15 protein-coding genes and 1 tRNA gene are annotated in these 16,918 nt (G+C 64.6%); 9 read left to right on the top strand and 7 right to left on the bottom strand.

Features of this window, described 5'->3' with window-relative positions:
• Positions 1 to 72 precede the first annotated feature (72 nt).
• Positions 73 to 147: transfer RNA gene (locus C8D77_RS13935), tRNA-Gly, on the bottom strand.
• 217 nt (positions 148 to 364) lie between these two features.
• Here C8D77_RS13935 and C8D77_RS13940 point away from each other — a divergent pair.
• The 4 genes from C8D77_RS13940 to C8D77_RS13955 all read left to right on the top strand — a co-directional run bounded on the left by C8D77_RS13940 (position 365) and on the right by C8D77_RS13955 (position 3,074).
• Positions 365 to 862 (top strand): prolyl-tRNA synthetase associated domain-containing protein, encoded by a 498-nt coding sequence (locus tag C8D77_RS13940; protein WP_109663657.1) that lies wholly within the window; start codon positions 365 to 367, stop codon positions 860 to 862.
• A gap of 85 nt (positions 863 to 947) precedes the next feature.
• Positions 948 to 1,961, top strand: coding sequence for a thioredoxin (trxA, locus tag C8D77_RS13945; protein ID WP_109663659.1), 1,014 nt, complete (start codon positions 948 to 950; stop codon positions 1,959 to 1,961).
• A gap of 183 nt (positions 1,962 to 2,144) precedes the next feature.
• Positions 2,145 to 2,816 (top strand): LON peptidase substrate-binding domain-containing protein, encoded by a 672-nt coding sequence (locus C8D77_RS13950; RefSeq protein WP_109663661.1) that lies wholly within the window; start codon positions 2,145 to 2,147, stop codon positions 2,814 to 2,816.
• Between the two features lie 9 nt (positions 2,817 to 2,825).
• Positions 2,826 to 3,074 carry a Trm112 family protein gene (locus C8D77_RS13955; protein ID WP_109663664.1) on the top strand — a complete coding sequence of 83 codons (249 nt, stop codon included), beginning with the start codon at positions 2,826 to 2,828 and terminating at the stop codon, positions 3,072 to 3,074.
• Positions 3,075 to 3,120: 46 nt separating this feature from the next.
• Here C8D77_RS13955 and C8D77_RS13960 read toward each other — a convergent pair whose 3' ends face one another.
• The 3 genes from C8D77_RS13960 to C8D77_RS13970 are packed head-to-tail and all read right to left on the bottom strand — an operon-like array spanning position 3,121 to position 8,934.
• The gene (locus tag C8D77_RS13960; protein ID WP_109663666.1) at positions 3,121 to 6,474 is read right to left on the bottom strand and encodes an error-prone DNA polymerase; all 3,354 of its coding nucleotides are present in this window, start codon (positions 6,472 to 6,474) and stop codon (positions 3,121 to 3,123) included.
• The gene (locus tag C8D77_RS13965; protein ID WP_109663669.1) at positions 6,471 to 7,949 is read right to left on the bottom strand and encodes a DUF6504 family protein; all 1,479 of its coding nucleotides are present in this window, start codon (positions 7,947 to 7,949) and stop codon (positions 6,471 to 6,473) included. Before C8D77_RS13965 ends, C8D77_RS13960 begins: the two co-directional genes overlap by 4 nt.
• Entirely contained in the window at positions 7,891 to 8,934 is a 1,044-nt protein-coding gene (locus C8D77_RS13970) for an ImuA family protein (RefSeq protein WP_109663671.1), read from the bottom strand. Before C8D77_RS13970 ends, C8D77_RS13965 begins: the two co-directional genes overlap by 59 nt.
• A gap of 182 nt (positions 8,935 to 9,116) precedes the next feature.
• Between C8D77_RS13970 and C8D77_RS13975 the strand changes: the two genes are divergently transcribed.
• Positions 9,117 to 9,539, top strand: a complete 423-nt coding sequence (locus C8D77_RS13975) for a metallopeptidase family protein (protein WP_023763026.1) — start codon at positions 9,117 to 9,119, stop codon at positions 9,537 to 9,539.
• Between the two features lie 162 nt (positions 9,540 to 9,701).
• Here the strand turns inward: C8D77_RS13975 and C8D77_RS13980 are convergent, their stop codons facing one another.
• Together C8D77_RS13980 and C8D77_RS13985 are read right to left on the bottom strand one after the other, a co-directional pair.
• Complete coding sequence (locus tag C8D77_RS13980) at positions 9,702 to 9,908, bottom strand: DUF1737 domain-containing protein (protein ID WP_027032001.1); 207 nt, start codon at positions 9,906 to 9,908, stop codon at positions 9,702 to 9,704.
• Positions 9,909 to 10,021: 113 nt separating this feature from the next.
• Complete coding sequence (locus tag C8D77_RS13985) at positions 10,022 to 10,912, bottom strand: HpcH/HpaI aldolase/citrate lyase family protein (RefSeq protein ID WP_170136746.1); 891 nt, start codon at positions 10,910 to 10,912, stop codon at positions 10,022 to 10,024.
• Positions 10,913 to 11,266: 354 nt separating this feature from the next.
• Here C8D77_RS13985 and C8D77_RS13990 point away from each other — a divergent pair, with 354 nt between their 5' ends.
• From C8D77_RS13990 to C8D77_RS14005, 4 genes are read left to right on the top strand one after another with little or no spacing between them, the layout of a single operon-like run.
• Positions 11,267 to 12,811, top strand: a complete 1,545-nt coding sequence (locus C8D77_RS13990; protein WP_109663675.1) for a DUF4153 domain-containing protein — start codon at positions 11,267 to 11,269, stop codon at positions 12,809 to 12,811.
• Positions 12,812 to 12,814: 3 nt separating this feature from the next.
• Complete coding sequence (locus tag C8D77_RS13995; protein WP_109663677.1) at positions 12,815 to 13,507, top strand: response regulator transcription factor; 693 nt, start codon at positions 12,815 to 12,817, stop codon at positions 13,505 to 13,507.
• Positions 13,498 to 15,093: an ATP-binding protein gene (locus C8D77_RS14000; protein ID WP_109663679.1), complete on the top strand. Its 1,596-nt coding sequence runs from the start codon at positions 13,498 to 13,500 to the stop codon at positions 15,091 to 15,093. Before C8D77_RS13995 ends, C8D77_RS14000 begins: the two co-directional genes overlap by 10 nt.
• Positions 15,094 to 15,132: 39 nt before the next feature.
• A complete protein-coding gene (locus tag C8D77_RS14005; protein ID WP_109663682.1) occupies positions 15,133 to 16,299 on the top strand; it encodes an NAD(P)/FAD-dependent oxidoreductase in 1,167 nt (388 codons plus the stop codon).
• Between the two features lie 70 nt (positions 16,300 to 16,369).
• Here C8D77_RS14005 and C8D77_RS14010 read toward each other — a convergent pair whose 3' ends face one another.
• Positions 16,370 to 16,795, bottom strand: coding sequence for a GNAT family N-acetyltransferase (locus C8D77_RS14010; RefSeq protein ID WP_109663684.1), 426 nt, complete (start codon positions 16,793 to 16,795; stop codon positions 16,370 to 16,372).
• Positions 16,796 to 16,918 lie beyond the last annotated feature (123 nt).

Here is a 16,918-nt window from a genome sequence, read left to right on the forward strand (position 1 = left end):
TTCATCCGCCATCAAAACGAAAAAACCGCGGCGGACCGCGGCTTTTCGATGCTTGATTCCCTGGAAGGAAATTGGAGCGGGTGAAGCGATTCGAACGCTCGACCCCAACCTTGGCAAGGTTGTGCTCTACCCCTGAGCTACACCCGCTCGCACGGCGTCTTGGCCGCAAGCCGGGCCTATATGGCTGAAGAGCGCGGCGATTGCAACAGGGAAATCGCAGGCTTTTTTGCGACGCGGCGGGCAATGTCCGCAAGCCGTAGGCTCGGTGGTGGGCGTTCACCGCGATGTCGCATGACGGTCTTGTGTCGGTCGTCCCTTTGGCCGTAAACGGCATGGGCTTGAGAAACGGGACGAAGACAAACCGATGCCGAAGACCGAAGCCGAATTGATGGCCTTTCTTGCCGAACTCGGAATTGCTGCCTCGACGAAGCGCCATCCGCCGCTCTACACGGTCGCCGATTCGCAGGCGCTGCGTGGCGAAATCGCCGGCGGGCACACGAAAAACCTGTTCCTGAAGGACAAGAAGGATAATTTCTTCCTGGTCACCGTTGGCGAGGACGCGGTCGTCGACCTGAAGCAGATCCACCAGGTGATCGGCGCGGCCGGCCGCGTTTCCTTCGGCAAGCCGGAGATGCTGATGGAGCTGCTCGGCGTCACGCCAGGCGCTGTCACGGTCTTTGGCGTCATCAACGATACGGCAAACAGGGTCAAGCTCGTGCTCGACAAGAATTTGATGGAGCATGCGGTGATCAATGGGCATCCGCTGACCAATGAGGCGACGACATCGATCGCAGCGAGCGACCTGATCAAATTCGTCGAGGCAACCGGGCACGATGCTGCTATCTTGAAAGTCTCCGCGTGATCGCCACATGGATGGCTTGAGTCAGATGGTCTGAAGCATGTGGCGCCTGGCTGCCGGCCGGCCGGGTCATGGAAGGGTTAAAGAGATGAGCGACAACAATCCGTTTGGCGGCCCCTTTGGCGGCAATGGCGGCCAGTACACCACATCCGTGCAGTATGGTGGAACCGCGCCGGCGCCGGCGAAAGTGGCGCTTGGCGATGTGCCCGCCGTTCCCGCCGCCCCGGCTGCCGATGTCATCAAGGACACGACGACCGCCGCCTTTGCCGCCGACGTCATCCAGGAATCGCGCCGCCAGCCGGTGCTGGTCGATTTCTGGGCGCCCTGGTGCGGACCTTGCAAGCAGCTGACGCCGCAGCTGGAGAAGGCGGTGAAGGCCGCCGGCGGCAAGGTCAAGCTGGTGAAGATGAACATCGACGACCATCCTTCGATCGCCGGCCAGCTCGGCATCCAGTCGATCCCCGCGGTCATCGCCTTCAAGGACGGCCAGCCGGTCGATGGCTTCATGGGTGCGATCCCGGAGAGCCAGATCAATGAATTCATCACCAAGGTCGGCGGCAAGGGTGATGGCGCGCCGCCGGTGGCCGAGGCCCTGGCCGCGGCTACAGAAGCGCGCGACGCCGGCGATATGCAGACCGCGGCTGACATCTATGACGCCGTCCTGGCGCAGGCGCCTGAGACGATCGAGGCGATCGCCGGGCTGGGCGAGCTGCTGTTCGAGGCCGGCGACACGGAAGGCGCCGAGGCGCTTTTGGCAACAGCGCCGGAAGCCAAGAAAGATACCCCGCCGCTGGCCGCCCTGCGCGCCAAGATGGCGCTGGCCGCACAAGCGGCAGCGCTTGGCAATCCGGCCGAGTTCGAGCGGCGCCTGGCGGAAAATCCCAAAGACCATCAGGCGCGCTTCGATCTGGCCATGATCCAGAATGCCAATGGCGACCGCACGGCGGCCGCCGACAATCTGCTGGCCATCATCAAGGCTGACCGGGCCTGGAACGAGGATGGCGCAAGGACGCAATTGCTGCAGCTGTTCGAGGCCTGGGGCATGACCGACGAGGCGACGCTTAGCGCGCGCCGAAAATTGTCGGCATTGCTGTTTTCCTGAGCCCGGCTGTTTTGCCGCACGGGCTTGGCGTCGGCGATGACCGCGCCAGATTAATGCATGTCGCCCAAAAGTGGGTCCCGGTTTTGGGAGAACGACATGCATAAACAAAGACTAAAGCGCGTCACCTGCGACGCGCTTTAAGGGAATTGACGCGCTTCCTGGTGGCGCGATCGGAGGAATGAGGTGCAAGCGGGAAACGCGCATTATCGGCTCGCCAAGGATTTGCCGTCGACGATCCCGATCTTTCCGCTCGAGGGTGCGCTCTTGCTGCCGGGAGGCCGCATGCCGCTCAACATCTTCGAGCCGCGCTATCTGCAGATGGTGGACGAGGCCATCGCCGGCTCGCGGCTCATCGGCATCATCCAGCCCAGTCTCGACGGCGCCTTGCGCGACGACGGCGAGCCGGAGCTCTGCAATGTCGGCTGCGCCGGGCGCATCATTGCCTTTTCCGAGACCGGAGATGGCCGGTATCTGATTTCGCTGCAGGGCGTGTGCCGGTTCCGCATCGCCCACGAACTGACAGTCAAGACGCCGTTTCGCCAGTGCAAGCCGGCGGCTTTCCTCGCCGATCTCGATGAGGATCAGGCGGCCAACGAGATCGACCGGCCATCGCTGCTCAAGGCATTTCGCGCCTATCTGCAGGCCAACGATTTGGAGGCCGACTGGGAAAGCGTCAGCCGGGCCGAAAATGCCATGCTGGTCAACGCGCTGTCGATGATGGCGCCCTACGGGCCGGCCGAAAAACAGGCGCTGCTCGAAGCGGCCGACCTGAAGACACGGGCCGAAACGCTGATCGCCATCACCGAAATGGCGCTGGCACGCGAGAATGAGGATTTTGGTTCGAGTTTACAATAAGAGGGCGCGATGGCGGCGGATGGACGTGACGGGAAGAAGGCCAATGTCGACCCCAAGCTGCTGGAGCTGCTTGCCTGCCCGCTGACCAAAGGGCCGCTGGCCTGGGACCCGGAGCGCGGTGAACTGGTCTCGCGGGTCGCCAAGCTCGCCTATCCGGTGCGTGACGGCATCCCGATCATGCTGCCCTCGGAAGCGCGGACGCTGTCGGTGGAGGACGTGCTGGCCCCACCGCCGCCGCGCCTGAGCGGACCTGCTTGAGGGGCGCGAAGGGATCGCCGACGTGTCGCTCTTGGCATGGCCATGCCTACTGAAAATTACGCCCCTTGGGCATGACCCTCTCCGCTTCTTCCGACAGCGTTGCGAGATCCTGCCGGATCGGCTTGTCTTGTATCGCGGGGCGGCTGGAGCGATCAGGGACCCTGGCAGCGCGCTCCGGAGAACTGACAGCTGCCGGCGCAGCCTCGCTGACCTTCTCCAGAAGCACGGTCAGCCAGGGTGTCAGATCCTCGATCTTCTCGGCGACGATGTGGACCACACCCGATTCCGACTGCAATTTGCCGGTGACCTTCACGAACCGTGCTCCCATGACAACAGGCCGGTATCGGTCAAAGGTTCTTTGCCAGAAAATGACGTTGGCGACAGCCTTGTCGTCCTCCAGCGTCAGGAAGATCGCGTTGCCCTTGCCGGGGCGCTGCCGCACCAGCACGAGGCCGGCGACGGAGACACGCCTGCCGTCGCGCACGGAAGGCAGGTTCGCATTGGGCGTGACGCCGGCCCGGTCGAGCCGCTCGCGCAGGAAGGCGACCGGATGCGCCTTCAGCGACAGGCCAAGCGCGCGGTAGTCGTGGATGACATGCTCGCCAAGCGGCATTTTGGGCAACCTCGTCTCGGGCTCCAGCTCGCGCAGGTGGATCGCCGGCTGGTCGAACAGCGGCAGTCTTTCGGCGGCACTCTTGCCGTCGAGCGCGCGCACCGCCCACAGCGCCTCGCGGCGGTCGAGGCCGAGCGAACGGAAGGCATCGGCCTGCGCCAACCTCTCGATCTCGTCGACATCGAGGCCGGAGCGCAGCCAGACATCTCTCACGGTTGAGTAGCCTGAGCCGCGCCGCTCGACGAAAGCCTCCATGCGTTCCTTCGACAGGCCCTTGATCTGGCGGAAGCCGAGCCGAACCGCATGATATGTCTGGATGACACCGCGCATTTCGGCGTGGCGAGGGAGGATGCGGGCCGGATCGAAAGGGAATTCCTCCAGCGTGCAATCCCAGACCGAGAAATTGACGTCGACGTCGCGGATGTCGACACCATGGTCGCGTGCGTCGCGCACGAGCTGGGCCGGCTGGTAAAACCCCATCGGCTGCGAGTTCAGGATCGCGGCGCAGAACACGTCGGGATAGAAGGTCTTGAACCAGCAGGAGGCATAGACGAGCAGGGCGAAGGAAGCAGCATGGCTTTCGGGAAAGCCATATTCGCCAAAACCCTCGATCTGCTTGAAGCAGCGCTCGGCGAAGTCCTTCGTGTAGCCCTTGCCGACCATGCCATTGATCATACGGTCTCGGTAATTGCCGATGGTGCCGGTGCGCTTGAAGGTGGCCATGGCGCGGCGCAGTTCATCGGCCTCGCCCGGCTTGAAGCCGCCAGCGACGATGGCGATCTTCATCGCTTGTTCCTGGAACAGCGGAACGCCAAGCGTCTTGCTGAGGATCGCCTCCAGCTCCGGTTTTTGATATTCGGGTTTTTCCTTGCCCTGCCGACGGCGCAGATAGGGATGGACCATATCGCCCTGGATCGGGCCTGGCCGAACGATCGCCACCTCGATGACAAGGTCATAAAAATCGCGCGGCTGGAGCCGCGGCAGCATCGACATTTGCGCGCGAGACTCGATCTGGAAGACGCCGAGCGTGTCGGCGCGGCAGATCATATCATAGACATTTTGGTCCTCTGCCGGCAGGGTGGCCAGCACATAGGGTTGCCCGTATGGGTCCCGCGCCTTGGGATAGTGGTCCGTGAGCAAGGTGAAGGCGCGCTGGAGGCAGGTCAGCATGCCGAGCGCCAGCACGTCGACTTTCAGGATCTTCACAGCGTCGAGATCGTCCTTGTCCCACTCGACCATCTTGCGCTGGTCCATCGCCGTCTTGACGATGGGGACGATCTCGTCGAGCCGATCCCTGGTGATCACGAAGCCGCCGACATGCTGGGACAGATGGCGGGGAAACCCCATGATCTCGTTGGCGCGTTCCATCACATGCCGCGACACCGGATCGGTGCGATCGAGGCCGCCGGCGCGAGCTTCCTTCTCGCCAAGCTCCGAGGTCGACCAGCCCCAGATCGAGCCGGAAAGGGACGCCCTGATATCGTCGGACAGACCCATCGCCTTGGAGACCTCGCGCAGCGCCGAGCGGCCGCGATAGCTGATCACGGCGGCGGCGAGGGCCGTGCGCTTGGAGCTGTATTTCGTATAGATGTACTGCATCACCTCTTCGCGTCGCTCATGCTCGAAGTCGACGTCTATATCCGGCGGCTCGTTTCTCTCCTCGGAAATGAAGCGCTCGAAGAGCGTATCGATCTTGTCTGGCCCCACTTCGGTGATGCCGATGCAGAAGCAGATGACCGAATTGGCGGCTGACCCACGTCCCTGGCAGAGAATGCCCTGGCCACGGGCGAATTTGATGATGTCGTAGACGGTCAGGAAATAGCGGGCGTAGTTGAGGCGCTCGATGAGAGTGAGCTCTTCCTGGATGCGCTTGATCACGGAAGCCGGCACTCCCGCCGGGTAGCGGTTCGCCGCCCCCTCCCGAGCCAGTCTCGCCAGCTCAGCCTGTGGACCAAGACCCGATTCCGTCGGCTCGTCCGGATAATTGTACTGGAGGTCGCTGAGCGAAAAGGTCAGCTCTTGCGCAAACCGCAAGGTCTCGGCCAGCGCCTGTGGATGCCGGCGGAACAGGCGGGCCATTTCCATCGGCGGCTTCAGATGGCGTTCGGCATTGGCGGTCAGTTCCAGCCCGACCTCGGCGACGGGGGTGTTGAGGCGGATCGCGGTCAGCACGTCCTGCAGCGGGCGCCGTTCGGCCGTGTGGTAGAGAACGTCGTTGGTCGCCATCAACGGAATGCCAGCGCTCTCGGCCATCGCCGCAGCCTGCTCGATCCGGAAACGGTCATTTCCGGCATAGTCGGGCGAAACACCAAGCCGCAGGCTTTTGCCGAAGCGGTCCTTGAGCTCACCAAGCAGGGCAAGACTATCTTCCGCGCCCGCCGACAGATCGGGCAGGACCGCCAGCGACATCAGGTCACCCCATTCGAGCAGGTCGCTGCGCTGGAGAAGGGTGGCGCCCTTTTCGTTTTCGTCGCGCAGATTGGCCTGGGTGAGCATGCGGCAGAGATGCCCCCAGCCCTTGCGGTCCTGGGGGTAGGCGAGAATGTCCGGCGTGCCGTCGCCAAAAACCAGCCGGCAGCCGGGATGATAGGAGAGCTTTTCGACCTTGGCCTGCTGCCAGGCGCGCACCACGCCGGCCACCGTGTTGCGGTCGGCAAGCCCGATCGCGGAGAAACCCAGGAGCTTGGCCGCGACCACCAGCTCCTCCGGCTTGGAGGCGCCACGCAGAAAGGAGAAATTCGACTGGATGCCGAACTCGGCATAGGGAATGACGGTCAGCGCGTTCATGCGAAGACCCCATGCAGGAACCAGCGCGGCGGCACCTGCGAGGCGCCACCGTAGAGGCCTTGCCGGTAGAGCCAGTAGCGGCGGCCGTCGGCATCCTCGATGCGGAAATAGTCGCGCGTCGATGCCGCCTCGTCGCTTGGCGCTTCCCGCCACCATTCGGCGGCGATGCGTTCCGGCCCTTCGGCCCGCGTGACCCGGTAGAGCGCGCGCCGCCAGCGGAAGTTCAGCGGCGGCCCTTCGGGCATTTCGGTGGCCGGCACATCGATGGGTTCGGGCGAGCGGAACAGCCGGATCGGCCGTTCCGGCGGGAAGATGGTTTTCGGCGCCTGCAGCCTGTCCGGCTTCTTCGGCGGCGTGATCCGGCGCGGCGCCTCGGTGAACGGGATCATGGCGACGGCGCGCTCCGGCAGATGGCTTTCGACCATGACCGGTTGCAGCACCGCGCCCTCCCCGAGCCGGGCGCGGATGCGGTCGGCAAACAGCGCGATATCGGCGCCGTCATCGATCGTTTCACCAGTCAGATCAGCCTGCTGCATGTCGAAGGCGGCTGATGTCAGCACCGAAAGCCGCACCAGATCGAAGCCATAGCCGGCATCGATATCCTGTTCGAGTGCGGCCAGCCGCTCATGGAACAAGCGCTGGATCAGCCGGGGTTCGCGCATCGGCCGCGAGGTGCCGATGGCGATGCGGCTGACAGCGCCGTCGACGCGGAAGAGCAGCAGCGCCAGCGTCCTGGCGCCCTCGCCGCGGCGCTCGAGATCGGTCTTCAAAGTCGCCGCCAGCATGCCCACCAGCCGTTCGATGTCCTCGGTCAAGGTGACGGGTTCGGCAAGGTGGCGTTCGACCGAAAGCGGCGCGACGGGAAGGCGCGGCGACACCGCTTCGTCGAGACGGCCAAGCGCCTGGTCGAGGCGCAGGAGCAGCAAGGCGCCGAAGCGGCGGGCGAGCGGTGCGCGCGGCGCCGCCATGACGGCGCCCGCCGTGCGCAGGCCGACGCTTTCCAGGCTGGCGCGGGTCGAGAGTTCAATGCGCAGTGCGGCCAGCGGCAGGGGTGCCAGCAGCGCTTCTTCCTCGCCGCCCTCGACGATGCGGTCGCCGCAAAAGCGTGCCGCCGCCCAGGCAGCACCGGGCGTCGCGGCAAGCCCGGCACGGACATCGAAACCCTGGTGGAAGAAGCGCGACAGGATGTCGTCCAGCATGGCGCGTTCGCCGCCGAACAGATGGGTGCAGCCGGTGACGTCGAGAAACAGGCCATCTGCCTCGTCGAGCGCCACCAGCGGCGTGTAGCGGTCGCACCAGTCGGCAAGACCTTCGAGCAAGCGGCGGTCGGCCTCTGGATCGGCCTCGACGACGTCGATCGACGGATGCATGGCGCGCGCATCGGCGATGCCCATGTCGCGCTTCAGGTGTAGTACTTCAGCCCGCTCGTCGAGGGCCGAGATGCGCTGCGCGTTGCGGTCGCGATGGCTGATCACGAGCGGTGGGTGAGATGGCGGCAGGTGATCCGACGGCCGGGAACGCCAGGACCGCCCCAGACGCTGCCGCAGGATCCTTTCCACGGCCAGATAGGGAAACCACAGGGACAGGATTCTTTGCCCGTTGTCTTCCCTCGCCCCTTCTTTCGTCGCCCGCTCTTTCGTCAAATGCGCGTTCATCGGGGTTCCACTCCAGTGTGAATTGTCCAGGCAGGGCCGTGCGGCTCTTGCCGATGGTGAGGGTGAAGGCCGGGCGGCCGATCGAGCCGGCGAGCGGCCCGGCGATGGTGTCGCGCGGCGCGGCCGGCGCCGAGGCGACGATGAGGCGGACGGGGGCGGCCGTCGGCTCGGGCTCGGCCGCCTGCCGCAGCAGGAACACCGGCCGGCCGGCACCTTGCGCCCTTGCATGCAGCCGGCGTGTCGCGGTCAGGTCCAGCCGCTGCGGATTGCCGCGAATTTCCAGGATGACCGCGGCGAGCGCCGTCATCCGGGCCGCCTCCTCGGCGACCCACAGCGCATCGACAAGTCGGGGCGCCTCGGAAAACAGCAATTGCTCCGGCCCGATGCCGAAGGAGCCGTGAAGCCCCCGGGCATAGGGAAAACCGGCCTCGCGGAAAATCTCCGTGGTGCCGATCCACAGCACCGGCAACCCCGGCGTTTGCTTGAGGATCAGGCTGGTGAGCGACAAAGCGAAACCGGCGACGGCCCCGGCATCGCGGGTTTGCGTGCCATGGATTTCGCTCAAGGCGGCCTTCGGCAGACCGCCGCTCAGGGCGACATCGAGGCGCTCGACGCCGATGGGCAGGAAAGCATCCGGCAACGCCGCGGCAATGCCGCGCCGGACGATTGTGAGATCGGTGTTGACGTCAGCATCGGAGGTCGCGGCAGCCGGCGCAGCCAAGCGCTCGGGCAGCGTTCCCTCGATTTTCGCGATCTGGCGGCGCAGGGCAAAAACAGTCTCCCGCGCCACGGCGGTCATCGCCATGACGGTCAGCTTCCACTCACAATTGTTCCTGTTATGTTCCTATAGATTCCAGAGGGTGCTGGAAGAGTCAAGCGGAGTCGTGGGGAATTTATTCCTCTCCGCCTGGATGGTGCAGGCGCATCAGCCCGTTCATTTGCCGATCACGGCGTGAAAGCCTATATGCCGGGATCAAAGGACAAAGCATGGCTCGCATCTACAAGACCCGCACCTGGCACGACGAACTCTCGCCCTCAATGGACGAAATGGAGTTCCTGGCGCTGGAGGCGTACGCCCATCTGCCGGAGGATTTTCGCAAGCTGACCGGCGAGATCGTCATCCAGATCGCCGAATTCCCGACCGACGAGATCATGGACGATCTGTCGCTGGAGACGCCGTTCGACCTGCTCGGCCTGTTCGAGGGGCGCGGCATCGCCGAACGCTGGAATCCGCAGACCGGCGAGGGTCCGAACCGCATCACGCTCTACCGCCGCGCCATCCTCGACTACTGGTCCGAAAACGAGGAAACGCTGGGCGACATCGTCACCCACGTGCTGATCCACGAGATCGGCCACCATTTCGGGCTGTCGGACGATGACATGGAGAAGATCGAAGAGGCAGCGGAGTAGGCTGTGCCGATATTCAGGTGAGGCCGGCCTGCAAATGGCGGTCCCCTGCGCTTCCGGTGCTCACGTACCCAAAAGTACGCTCCGCTCCGGTTCTCGGGCACCACCATTTTCGACTCGGCCTGACCTGAATCTCGACACAGCCTGCGCCGGCGCTTTGCAAATCTACCAATCACTCAGCTTGGTATCCGGCCCGTATTCCTGACCGTCGATATCCTTGACCACGGCCTGACCGCAGCGCATCGTCTTGGCTTTCTTGTCGTAGGCATAGGTCGGCGAGCCGAACAGGTGCCAGCCCTTGTTGAGCGCCGCCGTCACCTTGTGGCAAAAGCTGGCGTCGTCCGGGCCGGTCAGAAAGCGGTAGAGTTTCATGTCTCAAGTCCTGTCGTGAATAACCTTAGCCGATTTTTAGTTTAGCATGATCTCTGGACAAACGGACCGTTTGTCCGAGAAAACCGGTTCCCACTTTTCGGGATCATGCTTGATCATGCGCCGATGGCGGCGGCCTTCGCCAGCAGTTTTTCGGCCTGCGCCAGGTGCAGCCGCTCGACCATCTTGCCGTTCAGCGCGATCACGCCCTTGCCGGCATTCTCCGGCAGCGCGAACGTATCCTTGACCAGGCGGGCCTCGGCCACCGCTTCCTTGGATGGAGCGAAGGCACGGTTCGCGGCTTCGACCTGGGCCGGATGGATGAGGCTCTTGCCGTCGAACCCCATGGCCGCCGCCTCGGTGCATTCATGGGCGAAAGCGTCGAGGTCGCGAAAATCGTTGGAGACGCCATCGAGCATGTCGATGCCGCCGGCGCGCGCGGCCAGCACCATCTGCATCAGCCATGGCACGAGATAGCGCCGGTCCGGTGTCGCCAGCACACCGGTGCCCTTGACCAGATCATTCGTTCCGGCAACGAAACAAGCCAATCGAGAGGCAGGATCGCGGCCAAGTTCGGCGATGGCGCCGATGTTGAGAAGCGCCTTGGGCGTCTCGATCATCGCCCATAGTTTCACGCTGTCGAGGGCAAAATTGTCGTCGAGCACATCGCCGGCCTCGAGCAGGTCGCGCGGCGTGTCGACCTTGGGCAACAGGATGCCGTCGGGTTCGCAGCTTGCCGCGGCCAGCAGGTCGTCGGCGCCCCATTCGCTGGCCAGCGCATTGATGCGCACGACCATCTCGCAGCGCTTGCCAATAGGGTCGGCAACCGGTCGGTTGGCGAAAATGCCGGCCAGTTTTTCGCGCGCGGCGATCTTGTCCGCCGGGACGACGGCATCCTCGAGGTCGATGATGACTGCGTCGCAGGAAAGCTGCGCGATCTTGGCCAGCGCCTTGTCGTTGGATGCCGGAATGTAGAGCACCGAGCGGCGCGGGCGATAGGTTTCCATGGGTGATCTATGCCGCGTGTGGTTGGTGGAGGCAAGCGCGTGCATTAAGGCTCGATCTCCCCCTTGTGGGGGGCGCTGTCCGGCAGGACAGAGGGGGCCTGCCAGCTCTGGCCTCTGCACGAAAACTGCATACGCTTGCGGAAAACCTCCTCGGATCCGCCCTGCGATCTCCCCGCCGGCCTGCGAGACAGGCGGCATGCAAAAGCGAGCAAAACCCCGTCTGCCTCACCGGCTGCGCAGCGAAGGCTGGTGGCTGGCCGATCCGCCGCGCGCGAATCCGACGGCGATCCTCATCCCCTTTGTCCGCAAGAGCCCGCCGGCAATCCGGCGGAACGTCATCAGGAAAGCCAGGTCATGACAGCGTTGTTCTCCGCCGCACCGAGCTGTTGCAGCCGCCTTGGCGTTGCCGCCCTGCTGGTCGCGCTGGCGGATTTTCTGTTCTACGGCCAGCCCGCCGGGATCACGGTTTTCCTGTTCGCCCTCGTGATTGCCGCCGCGGTCGTCGCCGTGCATCCGGCGGCTTTCAGCGATGGCAGGGTCTGGCTCAAGCCCATCGCCCTGCTTGTCGCGCTGCTGCCGCTCGCCGAGACCGTCAGCGCCTTGTCGGTGTCAACAGCGCTGGCGGCGCTAGTCGTTTTCGCGCTTTCGCTGAGCGGGCGGCTGCGGCACAGCATCGCCCGCATTGCCGGCCAGATCGCGCTGTTCGGGCTGGCGGCGCCGTTCCGCTTCGCCAGTGATTTCATCCGCTGGCGCAAGACGGCGCGCCGCTTCGGCCGGCGCCGCGTCCGCCTCGCCGCCATCGCCGTCTGGGTGATGCCGCTGACACTGGGCGCGGTCTTCCTGGCGCTGTTCGGTGCCGCCAATCCGGTCATCGATTATTGGTTGTCGCTGATCGACCTTCTGAAACTGCTCGATCTCATCCAGCTTGCGCGGATTGCCTTCTGGCTGTTCGTGCTCGCCGGCGTCTGGGCTTTTCTGCGGCCACGGGTGCCGCGCCTGATTCGCCGCATCCCGCGCGCGGCGCCGGCCGCCAGCATCCAAGCCGAGAGAACCGTCACCACCATCGAGGACATGCTGTTCGGCAAGGCTGCCATCCTTCGCGCGCTTGTTGTCTTCAACATCCTGTTTGCGCTGCAGACGGCGCTCGACGCCACCTATCTGTGGGGTGGGGTGACGCTTCCCGACGGGCTGAGCTACGCCGCCTACGCGCATCGCGGCGCCTATCCCCTTGTTGTCACCGCGTTGCTTGCCGCCGGCTTCGTGCTGGCGGCGCTGCGGCCGGGCAGCGAGACATCGGCCGATCCGCTCATCCGCCGTCTGGTCTATGCCTGGGTGGCGCAGAACATCATGCTGGTCATCTCGTCGATCCTGCGGCTCGACCTCTATATCGGCATCTATGCGCTGACCTATTGGCGCGTCGCCGCCTTCGTCTGGATGGGGCTGGTGGCATCAGGCCTTGCGCTCATCATTGCCCGCATCGCGCTGGGAAAATCCAACGAATGGCTGCTGTCCGCCAATCTTCTGACGTTATCTCTGACGCTTTATGCCGGCTGTTTCATCAACTTCGCAGCGCTGATCGCCAATTACAATGTCGACCATTCGTTCGAAATGACCGGCCAGGGCATTTCCCTCGACGCCTGGTATCTGCGCTCGCTCGGCCCGGGCGCGTTTCCGGCGCTCGATCGCTTCCTCGATCATCAGAGCCGGACGGCCGTCGCCAATGATCCGGTCTTGCGCGAACTCGTCGGGTTGCGCAGCAGCGACGAAGGCTGGTATCGCACCCTGCAGCAGAACTGGCGGGCCTGGAGCTTTCGCGACTGGCGGCTGTTGCGCACTCTCGACATGAAGGGGCCGCCTGTGGTTCCTGACCGTATCGAACCCCACATGCCGGGCCACTGATCCATGCCGCATCATATCCTCGTCGCCGACGATGATCCGCACATCCGCGAGGTGATCTGCTTTGCGCTGGAGAAGGCTGGCATGAAGACGCAAGGTGTGGCCGACGGCGCGGCTGCCCTGCAAGCGATCGGACGGCGCACACCCGACCTGGTCGTGCTCGACATCGGCATGCCGGAGATGGACGGACTGGAGGTCTGCCGGCGGCTCAGGCACACATCCGATGTGCCGGTGCTGTTCCTGTCCGCGCGCGACGAGGAGATAGACCGCATCCTCGGGCTCGAAATGGGCGGCGACGACTATGTGACAAAACCGTTCAGCCCGCGCGAGCTGGTCGCCCGCGTCAACGTCATCCTGCGGCGCGCGCGCCCGGCGGTGCCCGAACCGGCCGACGACAGGCAGTTTTCGCATGGCAAACTGGCTCTGGCGCCGGCCAGCCACGCCGCCAGCTTCGACGGCAAGCCGCTTGCCCTGACGGGGATAGAGTTCTCGATCCTGAAAGGGTTTTTGGCGCGGCCGACGCATGTGCTCGACCGCGACGCGGTGATGGCCAGCGCCTATGCGGGCAGGATCCATGTCGCCGACCGCACCGTCGACAGCCATATCCGCAACATCCGCGCCAAGCTGGCAGCATTGGGTTGCCCTGATGTCATCGAGACGGTGCATGGCGTCGGCTTCCGGCTCGGCCGATGCGGCTGACGAGCAAATGGATCGGCCGCAAATGGCGGCCTCGCCTCGCCACGGTCGTCGTCGCCATCCTGATCCTGGTGATGGCCTTGCCGCTGGTCGGCCTGTTCTTCTTCCGGCTCTACGAAAACCAGCTGATCCGCCAGACCGAAGCGGAGCTGATCGCGCAAGGGGCGGCCATCGCCGCCATCTATGCGCAGGATGTGCGTGACGCCGGCATTGCCGCGGAAAAACTCGGTGCGCCGATGCCGGGGCCAAGCGGGGATTCAAGCCGAAACGTCAATCCTGACCCGCTGTACAGGCCGATCGAGCCGCAACTCGATCTCGCTTCCGATCATGTCCTGCCCACTCGGCCGGCGGCCATGCCAGGCACCGCCGATCCCGCCTTCGCCGCGATCGGCGCGCGGCTGTCCGGCATTCTCGACGCCACGCAGAAAACCACGCTGGCCGGCTTCCGGCTGCTCGATCCCCGGGGCGTTGTCATTGCCGGGCGCGACGAGGTTGGGCAGTCGCTTGGCGAGGTCGAGGAGGTGCGCGCCGCACTTGCCGGCCGCTATGCCAGCGCGCTCAGGCTGCGTATCCCCGACCAGCCGGCGCCGCCGCTCTATTCGGTCAGCCGCGGCACCAGGGTGCGTGTCTTCGTCGCCTTGCCGGTGGCCGTCGATGGCCAGGTCGCCGGCGTGGTCTATGTGTCGCGGACGCCCAACAACATCATCAAACATCTCTATGGCGAGCGCGGCAAGGTGACGTTGGCGGCCATCGCCATTCTCGGCGGCACGCTGCTCATCGGCCTCGTCTTCCTGCGCACCGTCAGCCGGCCGATCTATGCGCTGATCGATCGCACGGAGCGTATTGCCGCCGGCGACCGCGCGGCGATCCGACCGCTCGACCATCACGGCACTCGAGAGATGGCGGAGCTTTCCGCCGCCTTCCTCGACATGGCCGAAAAACTGCAGGCGCGCTCCGACAGCATCCAGACTTTTGCTACCCATGTCTCGCATGAGCTCAAATCGCCGCTGACGGCGATCCAGGGCGCGGCCGAATTGCTGCGTGATTCCGGCGCGGCGATGGACAATACGGAGCGGCGGCGTTTTTCCAACAACATCGTCACCGATGCCGGGCGGCTCAATCTGCTGGTGCGGCGCCTGCTCGATCTGGCGCGCGCCGAAAACCTGGCGCCGAGCGGCGAAAGCACCTCGATCGGTGCGGCACTGGCGCTGCTGCCCGTCGACAACCGGCTGGCGGTTCGCGTCGAGGCCGGGGGCGATCTGGCCTTGCGCATGTCGGCCGAGAACGCCGCAATCGTGCTTGCCAATCTCATCGACAATTCGGCTAGGCACGGCGCGACGCTGGTTTCGATTGCTGCGGCGAGCCCTGGCGGCAAGGCGATCATCCTGGTCAGCGACGATGGCGCCGGCATTTCGCCGAGCAACCGGGCGCGCATTTTCGAACCGTTCTTCACCACGCGACGCTCTACCGGCGGCACCGGCATGGGCCTCGGCATCGTGCTGGCCCTCCTGAAAGCGCATGATGGTATGATCGCGCTGGTTGACTCCGAACGCGGCACGCGCTTCGAGATTATTTTGCCGGTCGCGTGAATCCCGATCAGCGGCTCGAAATCGGAAAGGGCATAAAGCGTGCGCTACGACATCGTCATTATCGGCGGGGCCATCGTCGGCTCCTCGGTTGCCTATTACCTGCGCGAGGAAGGGTTTTCCGGCTCGATCGCGCTGGTCGAGCGCGATCCGCAGTTCGCTCACGCGGCAACGACGCTGTCCTTGGCCTCGATCCGCCAGCAATTCTCGATCCCGGAAAACATCCGCCTGTCGCAGTTCACGCTAAAGCTGTTCCGGCGGCTGAAGGAGGAGTTCGGCGCGGACGCCGATATCGGCTTTCGCGAAGGTGGCTATCTCATCCTTGCCGGCGAGAACGGCTTGCCGATCCTCAAGAGCAATCACGAGGCGCAGATGGCCGAGGGCGCCGACATCGTGCTGGAGGACGCAGACCAGCTGGTGCGCCGCTTCCCGTGGCTGTCGGCCGAGGGCATCACCGCCGGCGCCTATGGCCGCAGCGGCGAGGGCTGGTTCGACGCGCATGCGATGCTGATGCTGTTCCGCAAGGCGCTGCGGCAGAAGAAGATCGATTTCATCACCGCTTATGTCACTGGCATCGAGCGGCAAGGCGACCGCGTCACCAGCGTCAGTCTCGACAGTGGCGACAGGCTGGAAGCCGGCATCGTCGTCAACGCCGCCGGGCCGAATGCCGGCAAGGTAGCCGGCATGGCCGGGCTAGCGCTGCCGGTCGAGCCACGCAAGCGCAACGTCTTCGTTTTCGAGGCGCGCGAGAAATATGCCGACATGCCGCTGCTGGTCGACCCCTCTGGCATCTATGTGCGCCCGGAAGGCTCGGTCTACCTCACTGGCGGCGCCGAACCGGAAGAGGGTGACGGCCCGGCCGCCCCCGGGGATTTCGAGGTCGATTGGCCGCTGTTCGAGGAGGTGATCTGGCCGGTGCTGGCGACCCGCATTCCGGCTTTCGAGGCGATCAAGCCGACCCGCGCCTGGGTCGGGCATTACGATTACAACACGTTGGATCAGAACGCGGTGATCGGCCCGCATCCTGAAGTCGGGAATTTCATCTTCGCCAACGGATTCTCCGGCCACGGCCTGCAGCAGGCGCCGGCGGTCGGCAAGGCGCTGGCCGAGCTGATCGTGCATGGCGGCTATCGCACGGTGGACTGCTCGGCGTTTGGCTATGGCCGTGTCGCGGAAGGACGGGCGTTTCGGGAATTGAATGTGATTTAGGCTGGCGACACCTTCTCCCACAGGGGGAGAAGGAAGACGCGCTTCTCCCGTCCCCCTAACCAGAGAGGCTTCAGCCCTTGCGGGAGAACCAGAAGGCGTCGGCCATGCGCTTCATGCCGATGCGTTCGTAGAAGCCGACGGCGTCGGGCATGGAGATCAGGCTGATGGCGACGGACGGACCGAGTTGCCGGCGGGCCTCGTCCATCAGGCCCTTGCCGATGCCGAGCCCCTGCGCCGATTGGGAAACGGCGAGTTCGGAGATGTAGCAGACCCAGGAAAAGTCGGTCATCGCCCTGATAACGCCGATCAGTGGCCTGCCTTCGACGTCGAGGCGTGCGGTCAGCACCAGATTGGCGCCCGACAGCATTGCCTGTAGCCTGACGTTGTCATCGACGGGACGTGTCTCGCCGAGGCCGGATTCGATCAGAACGCGGCGGAATTCGTCGATGTCGAGCGCGGCTTCGCGTGCATAGAGGACGTGCGAGTTTTCTGCCATGGTCGCCAGACTGCACCATCGGGCTGGCTTGTGCCACCGCGCACAAACAGTTGCCTTTTATTTGCCGCCGGCTTTGTGTAAACCGTGCCTCAGCAAATCCTCCCGCAACGAAAACACGGGCAA

This window comes from Mesorhizobium loti (assembly GCF_003148495.1).
Taxonomy (GTDB): domain Bacteria; phylum Pseudomonadota; class Alphaproteobacteria; order Rhizobiales; family Rhizobiaceae; genus Mesorhizobium; species Mesorhizobium loti.

Excerpts from the sequence above, each read along its gene's own strand:
- C8D77_RS13940 (WP_109663657.1), top strand. The coding sequence starts at position 365 with ATGCCGAAGACCGAAGCCGAATTGATGGCCTTTCTTGCCGAACTCGGA.
- trxA (WP_109663659.1), top strand. The coding sequence starts at position 948 with ATGAGCGACAACAATCCGTTTGGCGGCCCCTTTGGCGGCAATGGCGGC.
- C8D77_RS13955 (WP_109663664.1), top strand. The coding sequence starts at position 2,826 with ATGGCGGCGGATGGACGTGACGGGAAGAAGGCCAATGTCGACCCCAAG.
- C8D77_RS13960 (WP_109663666.1), bottom strand. The coding sequence starts at position 6,474 with ATGAACGCGCTGACCGTCATTCCCTATGCCGAGTTCGGCATCCAGTCG.
- C8D77_RS13970 (WP_109663671.1), bottom strand. The coding sequence starts at position 8,934 with ATGGCGATGACCGCCGTGGCGCGGGAGACTGTTTTTGCCCTGCGCCGC.
- C8D77_RS13975 (WP_023763026.1), top strand. The coding sequence starts at position 9,117 with ATGGCTCGCATCTACAAGACCCGCACCTGGCACGACGAACTCTCGCCC.
- C8D77_RS13980 (WP_027032001.1), bottom strand. The coding sequence starts at position 9,908 with ATGAAACTCTACCGCTTTCTGACCGGCCCGGACGACGCCAGCTTTTGC.
- C8D77_RS13985 (WP_170136746.1), bottom strand. The coding sequence starts at position 10,912 with ATGGAAACCTATCGCCCGCGCCGCTCGGTGCTCTACATTCCGGCATCC.
- C8D77_RS13990 (WP_109663675.1), top strand. The coding sequence starts at position 11,267 with ATGACAGCGTTGTTCTCCGCCGCACCGAGCTGTTGCAGCCGCCTTGGC.
- C8D77_RS13995 (WP_109663677.1), top strand. The coding sequence starts at position 12,815 with ATGCCGCATCATATCCTCGTCGCCGACGATGATCCGCACATCCGCGAG.
- C8D77_RS14000 (WP_109663679.1), top strand. The coding sequence starts at position 13,498 with ATGCGGCTGACGAGCAAATGGATCGGCCGCAAATGGCGGCCTCGCCTC.
- C8D77_RS14010 (WP_109663684.1), bottom strand. The coding sequence starts at position 16,795 with ATGGCAGAAAACTCGCACGTCCTCTATGCACGCGAAGCCGCGCTCGAC.